Below are 16,080 nucleotides of genomic sequence, written 5' to 3' on the forward strand. Positions count from 1 at the left end.
AGAAGCGGATGTCGCAGGACACCGAGCCGAAGCGGGCAGTCGACGCGGAGGCCGCTGCCGTCTCCGCTCCCGAGGCTCAGCAGCCCGAAGCGCCGAAGGTCGAGATGTCGAAGCCCGAAGCGCCGCAGGCGAAGGCCCCGCAGGCCAAGACCGTCTCGCTGAAGCTCTCCACGCTCGGCACGGTCGCGGCGGCCGTACTCCTGATCGGTGCGCTCATCACCGTGAGCGCACTGTGGCTCTCGGCGCGCGGGGATCTGCGTGACCGCGATACCGCGGCCGCGGACGCGCAGCGCGCCGAACAGATCGCCACCGACTATTCGGTCGGCGCCTCCAATATCAACTTCTCCGATCTGAATTCGTGGACCGGCCGCCTCAAGGCCAACACCACGCCCACGCTCGCCAATAAATTCGAGGCGACCGCGCCGAAGTTGCAGGAGATCCTGGTTCCGCTGAAGTGGACCTCGAGCGCGACTCCGGTGACGGCGAAGGTGATGTCGCAGAACAACGGCGTCTACCAGGTGAATGTGTTCCTGAATGTCACCTCCACCAATGCGCAGAATCCGCAGGGCGTGCAGACCACCGTCACCTACACCGTCGCGGTCGATCCGAACAATGGCTGGAAGGTCGCCGATGTGGGCGGTATGAATCTGGCGCTGCCCAAGCAGTGATCCCGCGGGACTTCCCGTCGTTCGGCCCCACCGGCACTTGCGGTGGGGCCGAACTCATTTGGACGGGATTGCGATCCAGGTCACTTTCATGCGATAGTTCTCCCATCGTGTGAGACGGAGCAGTCTCACATTGCTTCGGAGGGTGGAAGAGAGTGCGCAAGCCGAAAACCGCACGGCGAATAGCCGTCGTGCTGGCCGCAATCCTGTCGTCGGCTGCCATGGCGGCCGTCGGTAATGCGGGGGCGGATCCGATTCCGGTGCAACCGGCCCCGGCGATCGCCGTTCCGCCGGAACTGGATTCGGCCTTCTATCGCCCCGCACCGGACGTGATCGCGAGCAAGGCCCCGGGCGAGATCATTACCGCCCGCCAGGTCAATGTCGCCAATTTCGGTGTCATCCCGGTGAATGTGGACGCCTGGCAGCTCTCCTACCGCTCCAATAACAGTCGCGATGAGCCGATCGCGGCCGTGACCACGGTGTTGAAGCCCCGTGGTTCGGCCCCGGACAAATTGGTCTCCATGCAGATCGCCGAGGACTCGCTGGCCGGATACTGCGCGCCCTCCTACGCGGTGCAGCAGTGGTCGCTGAGCGCGCTCGGCGGTCAGGTCGTGGTGCCCGCAGAATTCGCCATCACGCAGGGGGCGCTGGCGCAGGGCTGGGCGGTATCGATTCCCGATCACCAGGGCCCGAATGAGGCGTACGCCGCCGGACCGCTGGGCGCGCGCATCACCCTCGACGGTATTCGCGCCGCGAAGAATTTCGACCCCATGCGACTGGCCGCCGATACCCGCATCGGCATGTACGGCTATTCCGGCGGCGCGATCGTCACCGGGCATGCCGCGGAATTGAAGCAGTCCTATGCCCCCGAACTGAATATCGTGGGTGCGGCCGAAGGCGGTGTGCCCGCCGATTTGGGTGTGACGCTCAATGTGGCGAACGGGCAGGCCACCTCGGGCCTGATCTTCGCCGCGGTGCTCGGATTGACCCGGGAATACCCCGATTTCGCGCGTTTCGTGAATGAGCGCATGGATCCGTTCGGGCAGACCCTGGCCGCGGTCAAGAACAATCTGTGCCTGCAATACACCGCCGCGCTGCTGCCCTTCCTGAATCTGAAGGGCATGCTGCACACCGCCGGTGACCCGCTGCAGGAGCCGGTCGTCGCCGATGTCCTGGACAAGACTCGAATGGGCAAGGTCGTCCCCGATATGCCCATGTACATCTGGCAGGGCAATCCGGATGAGGTCATTCCGGTCGGCCAGGTCAATACGCTGGTTGACACCTACTGCCGAAATCCCGAAGCGAATGTGCAATACACCCGCGAGCACCTGGGCGAGCACGTCGTCACCGAGATCTCCGGCGGCGGTCCGGCCATGCTGTGGATGAAGGATCGACTCGACGGTGTTCCGGCGCAACCGGGTTGCTCCACCACCGACGCCGGTTCACTGTTCCTGAACCCGCAGGGCACGGCCCTGCTGTTCAACACCTTCGGTGAGGTTTTCGCGTCCTTCTTCGGAAAGCCGCTCGGCGCGAAATAATACGGGTCGACCTCGTGCCCCGAAATCAGTGGAGGGAACCACCATGGAACTCGGTCTGCACTACTGGAACTTCTCGACCCCGGCCGAACCGGAACTGATCACCCCGACCCTCACCAGCACCGCGCGGACCGCCGAACAGGCGGGCTTCGAGGAGTTCACGGTGATGGACCACTACTTCCAGATGGAGGCGCAGGGCAGCGCGGATGAGCCCATGCTGGAGGGGTACACCACGCTGGGCTATCTGGCGGCGGTCACCGAGCGAATGCGCTTGGGGCTCTTGGTGACCGGTGTGATGTACCGCTATCCGGGCCTGCTCGCCAAGATCGTCACCACCCTGGACGTGCTCTCCGGTGGCCGCGCGCAGCTGGGTATCGGGGCGTCCTGGTACGAGAAGGAACAGCGCGCGCTGGGCGTACCGGTGGTACCGGTCGCCGAGCGTTTCGAACGGCTGGAGGAAACCCTTCAGATCTGCTTGCAGATGTGGGGTCCGGACAATGGCCCGTACAAGGGCGAGCACTACCAGCTCGCCGAGACCCTCTGTGTCCCAGCGCCTTTGAGCAACCCGCGACCGCCCATCCTGATCGGCGGTGGTGGTGAGCGCAAAACGCTGCTGATGGTTGCGCGCTACGCCGACGCCTGCAATCTGTTCGTGATGGACATGGACGATGTGGCGCGCAAACTGGATGTGCTGCGCGCACACTGTGATTCGGAGGGCCGCGATTACGACAGCATTCGCAAGACGGCCTGTTACGTCCGGCCCGTGCTCGCCGATCCGGACCAATTCGTGCGTGATGCCGAACAACTCGCGGGCCTGGGTTTCACCCTGCTCAACCTCATGCCCAATGGCGATCCGCTCGCCTACACCGAACGGATCGGCGCGGAGGTGCTGCCCCGGGTCGCCGGGCTGTAGCGCCGACCGTTCCCGTGACGCCGGACGGGGCGGCCGGTATCATCGCGCGCGCTACTGATCACCTGGAGGAACCGTGTCCGCGAACCCCACTGCCGCCGAACTGCTGGCGACCGTCGAAGCCTCCCCGCGGGCGGTGGCGGCGCATGATCGCGCCGCCTGGGTCGGCCTTTTCTCCGATTCCGCCGGCGTGGAGGATCCGGTGGGTTCGCGCCCGCATATCGGCCGCGCCGCCATCGAGCGGTTCTACGACACCTTCATCGCGCCCAATGGCATCGCCTTCGATGTCGCGCACGATGTGGTCTCCGGATCGACCGTGTTCCGCGATCTGACCATCGCCACCACCATGTCCACCGGCGTCACCCTGCACGTGCCCATGCACCTGCGCTATGACGTCACCGAGTTCGACGGTGAGCTGAAAGTCGCCGCGCTGCGCGCACATTGGGAACTGCCCGGCATGATCACCCAGCTCATGGGCTCGGGTGTACAAGGCCTGCTGGCGGGTGCGAAGCTGGGCCCGCAGCTACTGGGCAATCAAGGCGTCGGCGGCGCACTGGGTTTCATGAAGGGCATGCGCAGCGTCGGCTCCGCGGGCAAACAGGCCGCCGGTCGCCTGCTGGACGCGGCGGGCCGCGGCGAATCCGCCGGAGCGCACGCCGCCCTGGCCCCGGTACCTCGGCTGTCCTGGGCCGAGGATGAGCGAATGTCGCTGGAGGACTTCATCGTTCGTGCCAAGGGTCTGCGCTGGAGCAAGCCCATCGCGGCGGGCCGCACCGTCACCGCGACCGTCGAAACCCGCGACGGCCGCGGCATCGCCCAACTCGACTTCCATGAGCGCGGCACCCGCATCGAAGCCGTCCGCGTCTTCGTGCCCTCGCGCTAGTCCCGCCCGCTCACGATCGCCGAAAGTGGATCGGTGCGGCTGAAATTGCTGCCACCGGCCGCGCCGACCACCTTCCCGTGCACGGCGATCATCCACTGTCCGCACACGCACCGTAGGTACTGCACCGAGCGGTGCGAGGACACGGGCGTGGGGGAGGGCCAAGCGCAGGAAGGGCATTCGGCTATCACCACTTCATCCTGCGCGCGTACGCGGCGGCACGCTCGCAGGACACGCGGCAAGATCGCAAACTGATTGCGAGAATTGCCTGGTTCACATTGCCCGATTTCCCAATGGATACAGGCGAACTCGAGCGGGTACTCCCCGGTCGAGTGCCGTGCGCCCGCCCGATCGCGGTGGTGTCGTACCGGATGCCGTTGTGTCCCGGCGGCTTTGCCGGATACCCGCGCTCGGCCGTCAGTGCGCCGTGCCGCCACCACCGCGCCGCACCGCGGTAGGCGTTGTGCCCCACCAGCGCTGGCAGCACCGGGTGAAGGTGGATTGTTCGGACAGTCCGACCAGCGACGCGACCTGACTCATCGGCATATCGGTGGTGGTGAGGTAGCGATGCGCCTCGGTGCGCCGCACCTCGTCCAGCAGCGCCGCGAAACTGGTGCCCTCGGCGGCCAGACGGCGTTGCAGTGTGCGCGGATGAATGGTGAGCAGCCGTGCGACAGCGCCGATTTCGGGCGCTGCGGTGCCGAGCAGCTTCTGCAGGGTGATGCGCACCTGCGGGGTGAGCGCCCGCGAATCCCCGCCGGACAGCTGTGCCAGGAAGGCCATGGCGAGCCGATGCAGATTCTCGTCACCGCCGGACAGCGGGCGATTGGCCAGACTGCTCGGCACCCGCAGCACCGCGGCCGGTCGCTCGATTCGCACTGGCGCGCCGAAGAATTCCTCGTACACCGCGATCGGCGCGGCCGGTCGATAGGGCAGTTCCACCGAGCGCAATCCGTAGCGTTCCTCGGCCAGTCGCTGAATCGTGCGGTGTACGAAGGCCAATCCCACATCGGTGCCCTGCACCGGCGTCGGCAGTCCGTGCGCGGTGACGCCGTAGCGCAGCGCGGTGACGCCGCGATCGCCGTACGGATCCGGTGTCATGGTCAGGCTGAGCGAGCGCGCGTGCACGAACAGATAGCGCGAGGTGCACTCCAGCACATCCGCGAGCGTCGGCGAATTGCGGATGGCCAGCGCGAGCGGTCCGAGCATGTCCAATTCCTGCCGCCGGGACATGCGCAGGCCCAGATCCGGACAGTTCAGGCGATGCGCGGCCAGCTCCAGGGCCGCGCCGACGGCCTGATCGGGGACGAGCAGATCGTCGGTGTCCAGGGCCTCGGGCGGCAGCCCGCAGAGCGCGGCGAGCTCTTCGGCATCGCCGCCCAGTTCGGAGACGGTGGCGCGAAAGCCGCGCAATCCGGCGGATCGAATGACCGACATGTCGTTCAGAATCAAATACTTGTCGCGCAGAGTCAAGAAGGGCGGGCCCGGCGGACGCAGACTGGAGTTCATGAGCGCCGCGACCTCCAGCACAGTCGAGCATCTAGACGTCGTGATCGTCGGGGCCGGACTCTCCGGCATCGGCGCGGCGTATCGATTGCAGGCCGAACACCCCGGCCGCAGCTACGCCCTGCTCGAATCGCGCGCCGCGCTCGGCGGCACCTGGGACCTGTTCCGGTATCCGGGCGTGCGCTCGGACAGCGATATGTTCACCCTGGGCTACCCGTTCAAACCGTGGACCGATGCCAAGTCCATCGCGGACGGCCCGGCCATCCTGCGCTACATCACCGAGACCGCCGTCGAGAACGGCATCGACAAGCACATTCGCTACGGCACCAAAGTGCTTGCCGCACAGTGGGACAGCGGCGATTCCCGTTGGACGCTGACCCTGGAGACGCGCACCGGCGACAGCGTCGAACAGCGCACGCTCACCTGTGGCTTCCTCTACTCCTGTGCGGGCTACTACAACTACGACCACGGTTATGAGCCGGAGTTCCCCGGTATCGGCGATTTCGCGGGCACCGTCGTGCATCCGCAATTCTGGCCCGAGGACCTGGATTACGCAGGTAAGAAGGTCGTGATCATCGGCAGCGGCGCGACCGCGGTGACCCTGGTGCCCGCCATGGCCGACCAGGCCGAGAAGGTCACCATGCTGCAGCGCAGCCCCACCTGGATCTCCGCGGTGCCCGGCCGGGACAAGATCGCCGACCGGGTGCGCGAACTGCTGCCGCCGGGGCTGGCGCACCGGGTGATCCGCACCAAGAACATTCTGTTCAATGTCGGCTTCTATCAGTACTGCCGCCGCCGCCCGGAATCCGCGCGCAAGATGCTGACCGGGCTCACCGCCCGCATCCTCAAGGATGACGCGCTGGTGGCCGAGCATTTCACCCCCGACTACAACCCGTGGGATCAGCGGCTGTGCGCGGTGCCGGACGCCGACTTCTTCAAGGCCATGCGCAAGGGTAAGGCCGAGGTCGTCACCGATCACATCGAATCCTTTGTGCCGGAAGGGATTCGGCTGAAGTCCGGGCGGGTGCTGGAGGCCGATGTGGTGATCACCGCGACCGGTCTGCAATTGCTCGCCTTCGGCGGTATCGGCCTCTCGGTCGACGGGGCTCCGGTGGATCTGGCCGATCAGTTCGTCTGGCAGGGCACCATGATCACCGGCGTGCCGAATTTCGCGGTCTGCATCGGCTACACCAACGCCTCCTGGACGCTGCGCGCCGACCTGTCCTCGCGCCTGGTGTGCAAGGTGCTGGGTTATATGGATCGCAGCGGGTACCGGGCCGTCGTCCCGCAGCCCGATCGCGCTCTGGGTGAGCGTCCGCTGCTGGATCTGGCCTCCGGCTATGTGCAGCGCTCGATTTCGGAGTTCCCGCGCCAGGGCGACCGGCATCCGTGGCAGGTGCGCCAGAACTACCTCATCGATTCGGCCACCACCATGCGCACCGATCTGCGCAAGACTCTGCGCCCGGTGGCGGCGAAGACCCCCGCCCGGGTCTGAGTTCGCTACCCGCGCACTGATGCGGCCGCACCGCTCGGCGTGTGGTAGGTCACAGTGGGCTGTGAATTGCCAGTCGTTAGCATCGGATTCGTGAGAGCGAAGCGGACGGCGGCGGCGGTGGCGACCATGGCGGTGCTGGGATCGGCGGCGTGGCTGCTGCCCGCGGCCGCGCAGGCCGCTCCGCCCGCCGCGGTGGACCTGTGGACCGTGCCCACCGCACCGGCGGATTCCGCGACGCTGATCGTGGCCTACAGCTTCGGCAATCGGCTTGCGCCCGGCACGGATTCGACGCGCACCATCGGCGAACCGGGTCCGGTGAACGAGGCGCTGGCCGCGGCCGTGGTGGCCGCACGCGGTGATCGAGCTGTTCCGGTGTACGCGCAGACCGAGATCGCGCAGGTGCTGCGGGAGCGGTACGGCCTGACCGATGTGATTTCGATCGATCCGGATCGTGCCGCCGACGGCACGCTCGTCTACCTCTCCACCGACGGCGTGGCGGCCAAGGTCGCGGAATTGCGCGGCGGCGCGGCGGCTTCCGACGCCGCTGCCGTGGTGGCGTTCCAGGATCACCTGTGGCGGGCCACCCGGACCACGGCCAAGCGCGGGTTCCATGCCTTCGCGCCCGCCGGGGTGGCGATGCCCGCACAGTACGATCCGCAGTCCGGTCAGCCGTGGACGACGAGCCCGTTGCTGTATCTGCCCACCGATTTCGCCGGGCGGCTGGCGCTGCTGAAGTAGCCCGCGCGCGACATTCCGGCAAGGGGTGCGCGAAGCCGCACTTGGGGTTTACCGCTGGCTACATCGCATGTCAGGCTGCCGTTACGGCCGGCTGAATCCGCCGGGGAGGGGAGCGTAGATGATTTCCGGTGATGCCGCGATACTGATTCCGGGCGCTGCCCGGAGGTCGATTCCGGGTGCCGCCGCGGTGATTTCCGGCATTGCGGCGATACCGATTTCCGGCGTTGCCACGATGCTGCCCGCACCCGATTTCGAACCCGCGACAGCGCCCTGTATCCGCTCCCGGAGTCGTCCCGCGCGGCGGCGCGCCCGGGCGCGAACGCAATCGGCGGCGCAATCGAGCCCGCGCTCCTGTCGCAATCACGTCATGCGTAATGCGGCCGCGCGGCGCACCGGAACCGTTGCGCTACAACGGGTATTACAGGCTTCGCACGCTGCGAAATCACACCCCTGTGACGCGGGCGATACCGCCCCGCGTCAATTCGCCGGGGCGGCACTGCGGTTGGCTCTCGAGGTGCTCGACGGGCGGCGCTCACCGGTACAACTGCGCCCGCTCGCGGAGCCGAGTGTGATCGCGGTACTGCGCACTTTGGCCGAACACGGGCAGGCCCCCGGGAGTGAACTCGGCGCCGCCACCCTCACCAGGATCGATGTGATCATGGCCGGTGCGGGGGCCGCGGAAGTGTGCGCGGGATACGACCGGGGAACGCGACATTTCGCACTTGCCGCCCGTATTGTCCGCGGTCGTTCCGGGTGGCGGTTGACCGTTTTCCGGGTGTGCTGAAGACCGGATGGTCTCCGCGGTAATAGCAGAATAGTCTGATCTCACCGAATTCCATTCGCGCCTGGTTTGAAACTACCCCGCCGCGGCATTAGCATTTCGGCGAATAGCGGCACCTCTACGTGGAAGGGCAGTCCATGGCGAAGAAAGTCACCGTAACTCTGGTTGACGACTACGACGGCGAATCGAAGGCCGACGAGACAGTCTTTTTCTCGATCGACGGCTTGGACTACGAGATCGATCTGTCGATCAAGAATGCCGGCAAGCTGCGGGAGTCTCTCGAACCCTGGACCGAGAAGGCCCGCAAGGTCGGTCGTTCCAAGCAGCGCAAGGTCACGGCGGCGGGCGGGCGTACTCGTCCGGCCGTTGACCGGGAGGAAAGCACCGCGATTCGGGAGTGGGCGCGCGCTCAGGGCCATCAGGTCTCCTCGCGCGGCCGTATCCCGGCCGAGATCGTCGATGCTTACCAGCGGGCGAAGTAATACCGGGCGATTAACCCTCGCCCGTAGGGAAATTCGGCGGCAGCCGGTGGCCTTCCGGTCACCGGCTGCTGTCATTCCGAGTGGAAATTTCCGACCCAGATGTTAAGCAAGGCGAAGTAGCGAATTTCCGGCTATCGGAAGTTCGGTCCGGATTCGCTCCAGTTGCCGCTTGGCGCGTTCGCGATGCGCGGTCGCCGCGGCGGTATCGCCGAGTGCCTGTGCGAGCGTGGCCAGTACCGCGTCCATCGGTCCGAACGAGGCCATACTGGTTTCGCTGCCGATGATCGCGCCCGAATGCGGCAAAAGGTATTCATAGAGCGCCGCGATATCGTCCGTTTCGCCCAGTGCGATGGCGGTATGCGCGCGCAATGCCGACATCAGCATCGGATACATCTCCTCGCGCACCCCGGCCGTCTCGCGGTAGACCGCACGCGCCCGGTCGGTATCACCGGCGTGCACGAGGGAGAGCGCGTACGCCTGTCCGAAGGTCCCCGGCAGCAGCGTGTAGGTCTCGCCCAATCGGCCCACCAGCACCGACAGATCGCCGCGCGCCCATCCGATCGCGAGCGCGCAGAACAACTTCGCCTCGGCCGCGTTGGCGATCCCGGAACGCGTTATCCGCCTGCCGAATTGCTCGTACAGCCGCTCGGCGGGCTCCACCTCGCCGCGCAGCAGCTCCAGGCTCGCCGCGAAACAGCTGACCAGATCCAGCAGCGACTGCAATTGCCCCTCGTCGGCCAGCTCCACCGCCTGCGCCGCCAGCCGCCCCGCCTCCCGCAGATCCGACCGCGCCACCGCCGCACGGTATTCCATATAGTGCGCCACGGCCTGATACTCGGCCAGCCCCGCCCCCGCGGCCACCAACTCCAACTCCGCGATCAACGCGAAGAAGTCGACCCCGTAGTCGTACTCCAGATACGTCACCGCATTCACTGCCGCACAGAACAATTCGGTATCGCCGAGCGTCCGGGCCAGCGCCAGCGCCTCCCGCGCCAACCGCTGCCCCGCCTCATACTCCTCCAGCCCCGCCTCGAACGTCGCCGCGATCAACAACCGCACCAACTCCTCCAGCGAAAGCCCTTCCGCCACACCCCACTCCGCCGCCGACGCCCGCAACCGCTGCGCCGACAGATCCATATCGGAGATGAATTCGCCGGGGGCATAACGGGGTTCGCCCCGCGCGGAGCCCGCGTGGGCGTCCCATCGGGGCGATTGCCCCTGTCCGGCACTCGGCCCCATTGACCGTGGTGTCGTTGCGGTCGTCTCGCCGTCGGTCGCGGGGGATCTGCCCGGCGCGAAGGCCGTTTCGCTGTCGCGTGCGAGTGATGATTGCCGTGCGGCGGGTGTTCCGGTGACCGATTCGGTGGTCCAGGATGCGGCGGGGTAGGTGATGCCGTAGGGGGCCAGGGCGCGGGACAGGGCCTGTCGCATGCGGTGGTCGGGGGTGCGCCATTCCCGGATCGCCCAGATGACCGGGGCGCGCCAGCAGGTCAGGGCCTGCGCGCGCAGGCGGGGGGAGCCCAGGGTTTCGGCGAGGGTGAGGGCGCGGGCGCGTTCGGCGCGGGCCTCACGGTGCATATTGTCGTAGGCCAGCGCGGTGACCAGGGCGCAGCGCGTATCCAGCAGGGCGACGCGATCGGCGTATTCGGCGTGCTCCGCGGTGTCACCGGCGAGTTCGTGCAGTTCCACCGCGGCTCGGAGCAGGCGCACGCATTCCGCGCGATTGCGCTGGGCGGTCCGTCGGCGCGCCGCGGTGCGCACGTATTCTATTGCGGCTCTAGCTGTTTCGGTGCTGGCGCCGAGGATGGCGTGCCGCGCCAGCACATCCGGGTCGCGTGCCAGGGCGGGCTGGGAATCGGCATGGGAGCGCAGCAGTTCCAGTGCCGCCCAATGCATTCGGCCCCGGCGCAGCGGCGGGATGCCGAGGTAGACGGCATCGCGAATGAGGGCGTGCACGAATCGGATGCCGCCGGTGCTGTCGGTGCCCACCAGCCCGGCGGCCTCGGCGGCGGCGATCAGATCGATGAGGGCGTCTTGTCCCAGCCCGGACGCCAGGGTGAGCAGCCCGAGGTCCATACCGCTGCCCCAGATCGAAATGTGTTGCAGCACTTCGGCGACGCCGGTGGGCAGCCGTGCGATGCGATTGTCGACGATCTCCCGAATGGAGTCCGGCACCTGCTCGATATTCCCGTGCGCGGCGAGCAGCTTCGCCAGTTCCCGCACGAAAAGCGGATTGCCGCCGGTGCGGCCGTGCAATTGCGCCAGCGTCTCCGGCCCCAGCGGCGCGAGTCCGGCGGCCTCGGCGACCTGTCGCGTCCCCGCCTGATCCAGTCCGCTCAATTCCATCTGCACGGAGGTGGACCGGGCGAGGGCGGCGGCGGTATTGCGCACTTCCGGCCCTGCCTCGGAGCGCCGCGCGGTGACGATCACCAGCACCGGCTCATCCCGCAGCCAATGCACCACCTGCCGCAGCACCTGCAGGGTCGCCGCATCGGCCCGGTGCACATTCTCCAGCAGCAGCACCACCGGCCCGAAATCCGCCGCCTGCCTACATGATTGAGCCAGCCGTCGCGACAGCGTGAACGCGTCCTCGGCCCCGCCGGTGCGGCTGTCGGGCGTCCCTCCGGCCCACCCGGTTCCATCGCCGCGGCTGTCGCCGATCACTCCTGCCCGGCGGAGATCGTCACCGGTCGGAAACGGTTGCGCCGCCGCACTGTCCAGTGTCGCGCTGATTTCGGTCCAGGCCCAGGCCATGGGCGCTCCGTCGATTTCCGGGCAGTTGCCGGTGGCCGCGATCCAGCCGGTGGCGGTCAGCGCGGATAGCGCGCTCTCGGCGAGAGTGGTCTTGCCTATCCCGGCTTCGCCGGAGATCCACGCCAATCGCAGCCGTCCGGCCCGTGCGTTCTCGGAGAGGGTGAGCAGTTCGGAGAGTTCACCGGAGTAGCCGGTGGCGGAAGGGGTTTCGGGAAAATAGCCGACGGTGGCCGGATGCGGTTCGGCGGTCTCGGCGACGGTGAGCAGTCCGCCGGGAACGGTGAGTTCGGCGGCGTGGGTGAGGATCGCGGTCTCCAGGTGCCGCAGTCCCGGTCCCGGGTCGACGCCGAATTCGTCGCTGAGGAATTCGCGGGAGCGCCGAATTGTGGTGAGCGCCTCCAATTGCTGGCCCTGTTGATATTGCGCGGTGGCGAGCAGCCGGACGAGTTCTTCGCGTCCGGGGTGTTCGTCGAAGAGCGCGCGCAGTTCGATGACGACCTCACCCGCCCGCGCCAGTTCGAGTTTCGCCTGCGCATTGAGTTCGACGGCGGTGAGGCGCAGATCGGTGAGCCGATCCGCCTCCGCGGCGGCCCATTCGAAGTCGGCGAAGGCTTCCAGCGCGGGCCCGTGCCATTGCGTGAGCACGGTCTCCAGCAGGGCGTTGCGCTCACCGGGCGCGGGCCGGGTCTCGGGATTGCTGATCAGTTCCTGATAGGTCCGAAGTTGCTGTTCGAATTGCCATGCGTCCACGGCATTCTCGGCGATTTTCAATGCATATCCGGACGATTCGGACACAATGTATCGGGAGGGCGCGCGGCGTGCCCGATCCGGTTCGAACAGCCGCCGCAGATTGTGAATGTGTACCTGCAGGACCGAGGCGGCCTTGGGCGGCGGCATCCCCGCCCACAGGTCATCCACCAGCCGTTCGGCGGGCACGGCCTGGCCGCGCCCCACGATCAGCCGTCCGAGTACGGCCCGCTGCATCGGGGTGCCGAGCGCGATCCGCTCACCGCCGAGGGTCAGGCGCAGCGGGCCGAGCACCCGTATCTCCGGCCCTGTCATCCACCCTCCTGACACCCCGGAAGCAAACTGGACGTTCGCCGCAAGAAGAGCACTATCTCGCAAAAACTCGAAGATGCCAAAAGTTTGCGCAATAGTTGTCGGATAGTTATGTCCGTGCCGGAGCGCGGCCCGAATCTCGTGCTACGGAACATTGTTCGCCGCGCATACGGTATTCACCCGCCGGGCAACCCCACCGGAAGTGAATCGGAAGTGGCGTGCCGGATACTTTCGGGTGGAAGCGAACCTGAGGAAGAGGGTGTCCGACATGTTGGAGCAATGCGATTTCCCCAGCGGATTCGGAGAAAGCGGTGTCGAGCCCGCCGCGGACGGCTTCTACGTCGACCGTGACGGCGATATCTGGGAGAAGCAGGACCACAGTTGGCGATTGATTCTGCAGCGCGGCGTCGCGGTGGATCCCATGTCCCTCTGGGATTGGACCGAGGGCCACGTACGCGATTACGCGCCCTTCGCCCCGGTGGGCGCCGGCGCGGAGTGACCGCCGGGAACTGAACACAAACGCGTTACGGTCCCTTGCCCTTTCGAGCCCGGTCGCTAGTGTGGATGCGAGTTCGCCATTCGTATGCTGGCGCGTCCTGGCTGCCGTGAAACGGGCGCGCCCGCCTGATGCCACGAGGTGACAATGACTCAGGGTTGGCCAAGCTCCAGGGGCTCCTTCGACTCCATCGACGATATCTTCGAGCGTTTCTTCGGGTCGGGTATGACGGCCCAGCCACCGGTACAGCGCATCGACCTGACGCGGTTGCTGAGCGAAAGCGCCAAGGCCGTCGTGGACGGCGCCCGCGCGGCCGCACACGAATGGGGCAGCGCCGAGATCACCCCCGAGCATCTGCTCTACGCGGCCGCCGACACCGAACCGGCGACCAGCATCATCGCCGAGATCGGCCGGGACCCGAAACAATTGCGCGAACAGATGCGCAGCGCCGCGGGCAGCGGTATCGGAGCGCACGGCGGCGGGCACGCCCTGGCATTGAGCCCGGCGGCCAAGGCGGCCCTGCGCAACGCGCAGCGCAGCGCGGCCGAGGCGGGCAGCAGCTATATCGGCCCGGAACACATCCTGCTCGGCATCGCCGCCAGCCCGGACACCCCGGCCGCGCAGGCGCTCGCGGGCGCGGGCAAACTCCCGACCGCCAACGCGCCCAAGGAACCCAGCGATACCCCGACCCTGGACGAGTACGGCCGCGATCTCACCGCCGAGGCCCGCGCGGGCAAGGTCGATCCGGTCGTTGGCCGCGCCCAGGAGATCGAGCAGACCGTTGAGATCCTGTCCCGGCGGCGCAAGAACAATCCGGTGCTCATCGGCGATCCCGGCGTTGGCAAGACCGCCATCGTGGAGGGCCTGGCCCAGCGCATCGTGAATGGCGATGTGCCCGAGACGCTCGCGGGTCGTCGCGTCATCGCGCTGGATGTGGGTTCGCTGGTGGCGGGCAGCAAGTATCGCGGTGAGTTCGAGGAGCGGCTCACCAAGATCCTCGACGAAGTGCGCGCGCACTCCGAGGAATTGGTGATCTTCATCGATGAGCTGCACACCATCGTCGGCGCGGGCGGCGGCGGTGAGGGCGCGATGGACGCGGGCAATCTGCTCAAACCCGCACTGGCGCGCGGTGAACTGCACTGCATCGGGGCGACCACCATCGACGAATACCGCAAGTACATCGAGAAGGACGCCGCGCTGGAGCGGCGCTTCCAGCCGGTCATGGTGTCCGAGCCGTCGGTGACCGACACCATCGAAATCCTGCGCGGGCTGGTCGATGTGTACGAGGAGCATCACCAGGTGCACTACGACGACGAGGCGCTGATCGCCGCGGCCGAACTGTCCGATCGCTATCTCACCGACCGGTTCATGCCGGACAAGGCCATCGATCTGGTCGATCAGGCGGGTGCGCGCGTCCGATTGCGCACGCGCACACTGGATCCCGAGGCGCGTGAGCATCAGGAGCGGCTGGCGAGCCTGCGCCGGGAGAAGGATGCCGCCGTCGCCGGTGAGGATTACGCGAAGGCGAACAAGCTCAAGGACGAAATCGCCAAGGCGGAAAAGGATTCCGGCTCGGACGACGCCGCCTCCGCCGAGGTGCAGCAGGTGACGGTCACCGATATCGCCGAGGTGATCTCACGCCAGACCGGCATCCCGGTCGCCGATCTCACCGTCGAGGAACGGCAGAAATTGCTGAAACTCGAAGAGGTGCTGCATAAACGAGTGGTCGGCCAGGACGAGGCCATTATCGCGGTGGCCGAGGCGGTGCGCCGGGCGCGCGCCGGACTCAAGGATCCCAATCGGCCGATCGGCTCGTTCCTGTTCCTCGGGCCCACCGGCGTCGGCAAGACCGAACTCGCGAAAGCGCTGGCGCAGGCCGTATTCGGTGACGAGGACCGGCTCATTCGCTTCGATATGAGCGAATTCCAGGAGAAGCACACGGTATCCAGGCTGGTCGGCGCGCCGCCCGGATACGTCGGCTACGACGATGCCGCCCAGCTCACCGATAAGGTGCGCCGCCAGCCGTATTCGGTGATCCTGTTCGACGAGGTGGAGAAGGCGCACCCGGATGTGTTCAATGTGCTGCTGCAACTCCTCGATGACGGCCGGGTCACCGATTCCAAGGGCCGCACGGTGGATTTCAAGAACACCATCGTGATCCTCACCAGCAATATCGGCTCGGACATCATCCTGGCCGCGAAAGACGGTGACCTGGAATCGATTACGCCGCAGCTGGAGGAACGGCTGCGCCAGCACTTCCGGCCCGAGTTCCTCAATCGCCTCGATGAGCAGATCGTCTTCCACCGCCTGGACCGCGATCAGCTGCGCAATATCGTGGATCTGGTGCTGGACGGCACCCGCCGCCGCCTGCGCGGTCAGGACATCGAACTCGACGTCACCGATAAGGCCATGGACTGGCTCGCCGACACCGGCTATCAGCCCGAATTCGGCGCCCGCCCACTGCGCCGCACCGTGCAGAAGCAGATGGACAACGCCCTGGCCAAACAGATCCTGGACGGCGCGCTGGGCGCGGGCGATACGGTCCGCATCGACGCCGACGCCAACGGCCTGGTCATCGAGGCCGTGCACCGCGACGGTGCCAAGACCAGCGAAGGCACCATCGCCTCGATCGACAAGAGTCCCTCCACCAACGGCCACGGCAAATCGAAATCGAGTAAATCCAAGAGCCGCTGAGCCCCCGTCATCCCGGCGCGCTTTTGGCCGGGATCCACACCCTCCGCTGATGCGCCGCCTCGTGTGGATCCCGGCCAAAAGCATG

At 66.8% G+C, this 16,080-nt stretch carries 12 protein-coding genes; 10 read left to right on the plus strand and 2 right to left on the minus strand.

The window, feature by feature from the left end; translation table 11 throughout:
* The first annotated feature begins 8 nt into the window (after nucleotides 1-8).
* The 4 genes from ACFC4D_RS45620 (at nucleotide 9) to ACFC4D_RS45635 (ending at nucleotide 3,993) form a co-directional block, all read left to right on the plus strand.
* Nucleotides 9-668, plus strand: coding sequence for a hypothetical protein (locus ACFC4D_RS45620; RefSeq protein ID WP_376073133.1), 660 nt, complete (start codon nucleotides 9-11; stop codon nucleotides 666-668).
* Nucleotides 669-820: 152 nt separating this feature from the next.
* Nucleotides 821-2,203: a lipase family protein gene (locus ACFC4D_RS45625; protein ID WP_376073136.1), complete on the plus strand. Its 1,383-nt coding sequence runs from the start codon at nucleotides 821-823 to the stop codon at nucleotides 2,201-2,203.
* Nucleotides 2,204-2,246: 43 nt separating this feature from the next.
* Nucleotides 2,247-3,113 carry an LLM class F420-dependent oxidoreductase gene (locus ACFC4D_RS45630; RefSeq protein ID WP_376073138.1) on the plus strand — a complete coding sequence of 289 codons (867 nt, stop codon included), beginning with the start codon at nucleotides 2,247-2,249 and terminating at the stop codon, nucleotides 3,111-3,113.
* A 73-nt stretch (nucleotides 3,114-3,186) separates the two neighbouring features.
* The gene (locus tag ACFC4D_RS45635; protein ID WP_376073141.1) at nucleotides 3,187-3,993 is read left to right on the plus strand and encodes a nuclear transport factor 2 family protein; all 807 of its coding nucleotides are present in this window, start codon (nucleotides 3,187-3,189) and stop codon (nucleotides 3,991-3,993) included.
* Between the two features lie 414 nt (nucleotides 3,994-4,407).
* On the opposite strand, the gene ACFC4D_RS45640 is transcribed toward ACFC4D_RS45635, so the two are convergent.
* Nucleotides 4,408-5,427: an AraC family transcriptional regulator gene (locus ACFC4D_RS45640; protein WP_376073144.1), complete on the minus strand. Its 1,020-nt coding sequence runs from the start codon at nucleotides 5,425-5,427 to the stop codon at nucleotides 4,408-4,410.
* Nucleotides 5,428-5,497: 70 nt separating this feature from the next.
* Here ACFC4D_RS45640 and ACFC4D_RS45645 point away from each other — a divergent pair, with 70 nt between their 5' ends.
* The 4 genes from ACFC4D_RS45645 (at nucleotide 5,498) to ACFC4D_RS45660 (ending at nucleotide 8,992) form a co-directional block, all read left to right on the plus strand.
* Nucleotides 5,498-6,991, plus strand: a complete 1,494-nt coding sequence (locus ACFC4D_RS45645) for a flavin-containing monooxygenase (RefSeq protein WP_376073147.1) — start codon at nucleotides 5,498-5,500, stop codon at nucleotides 6,989-6,991.
* Between the two features lie 90 nt (nucleotides 6,992-7,081).
* A complete protein-coding gene (locus ACFC4D_RS45650; RefSeq protein WP_376073149.1) occupies nucleotides 7,082-7,729 on the plus strand; it encodes a hypothetical protein in 648 nt (215 codons plus the stop codon).
* 118 nt (nucleotides 7,730-7,847) lie between these two features.
* A complete protein-coding gene (locus ACFC4D_RS45655) occupies nucleotides 7,848-8,513 on the plus strand; it encodes an Rv3235 family protein (RefSeq protein ID WP_375955737.1) in 666 nt (221 codons plus the stop codon).
* A gap of 134 nt (nucleotides 8,514-8,647) precedes the next feature.
* The gene (locus ACFC4D_RS45660) at nucleotides 8,648-8,992 is read left to right on the plus strand and encodes an Lsr2 family protein (RefSeq protein ID WP_364628725.1); all 345 of its coding nucleotides are present in this window, start codon (nucleotides 8,648-8,650) and stop codon (nucleotides 8,990-8,992) included.
* Nucleotides 8,993-9,094: 102 nt separating this feature from the next.
* On the opposite strand, the gene ACFC4D_RS45665 is transcribed toward ACFC4D_RS45660, so the two are convergent.
* A complete protein-coding gene (locus tag ACFC4D_RS45665; protein ID WP_376073152.1) occupies nucleotides 9,095-12,808 on the minus strand; it encodes a BTAD domain-containing putative transcriptional regulator in 3,714 nt (1,237 codons plus the stop codon).
* A gap of 265 nt (nucleotides 12,809-13,073) precedes the next feature.
* Between ACFC4D_RS45665 and ACFC4D_RS45670 the strand changes: the two genes are divergently transcribed.
* Together ACFC4D_RS45670 and ACFC4D_RS45675 are read left to right on the plus strand one after the other, a co-directional pair.
* Nucleotides 13,074-13,304, plus strand: a complete 231-nt coding sequence (locus ACFC4D_RS45670; RefSeq protein WP_364628731.1) for a hypothetical protein — start codon at nucleotides 13,074-13,076, stop codon at nucleotides 13,302-13,304.
* A 144-nt stretch (nucleotides 13,305-13,448) separates the two neighbouring features.
* Nucleotides 13,449-15,995, plus strand: a complete 2,547-nt coding sequence (locus tag ACFC4D_RS45675; RefSeq protein WP_376073154.1) for an ATP-dependent Clp protease ATP-binding subunit — start codon at nucleotides 13,449-13,451, stop codon at nucleotides 15,993-15,995.
* Nucleotides 15,996-16,080: the final 85 nt, after the last annotated feature.

The sequence above is a fragment of the Nocardia sp. NPDC056000 genome, from assembly GCF_042269265.1.
In the GTDB taxonomy this organism is placed as follows: domain Bacteria; phylum Actinomycetota; class Actinomycetes; order Mycobacteriales; family Mycobacteriaceae; genus Nocardia.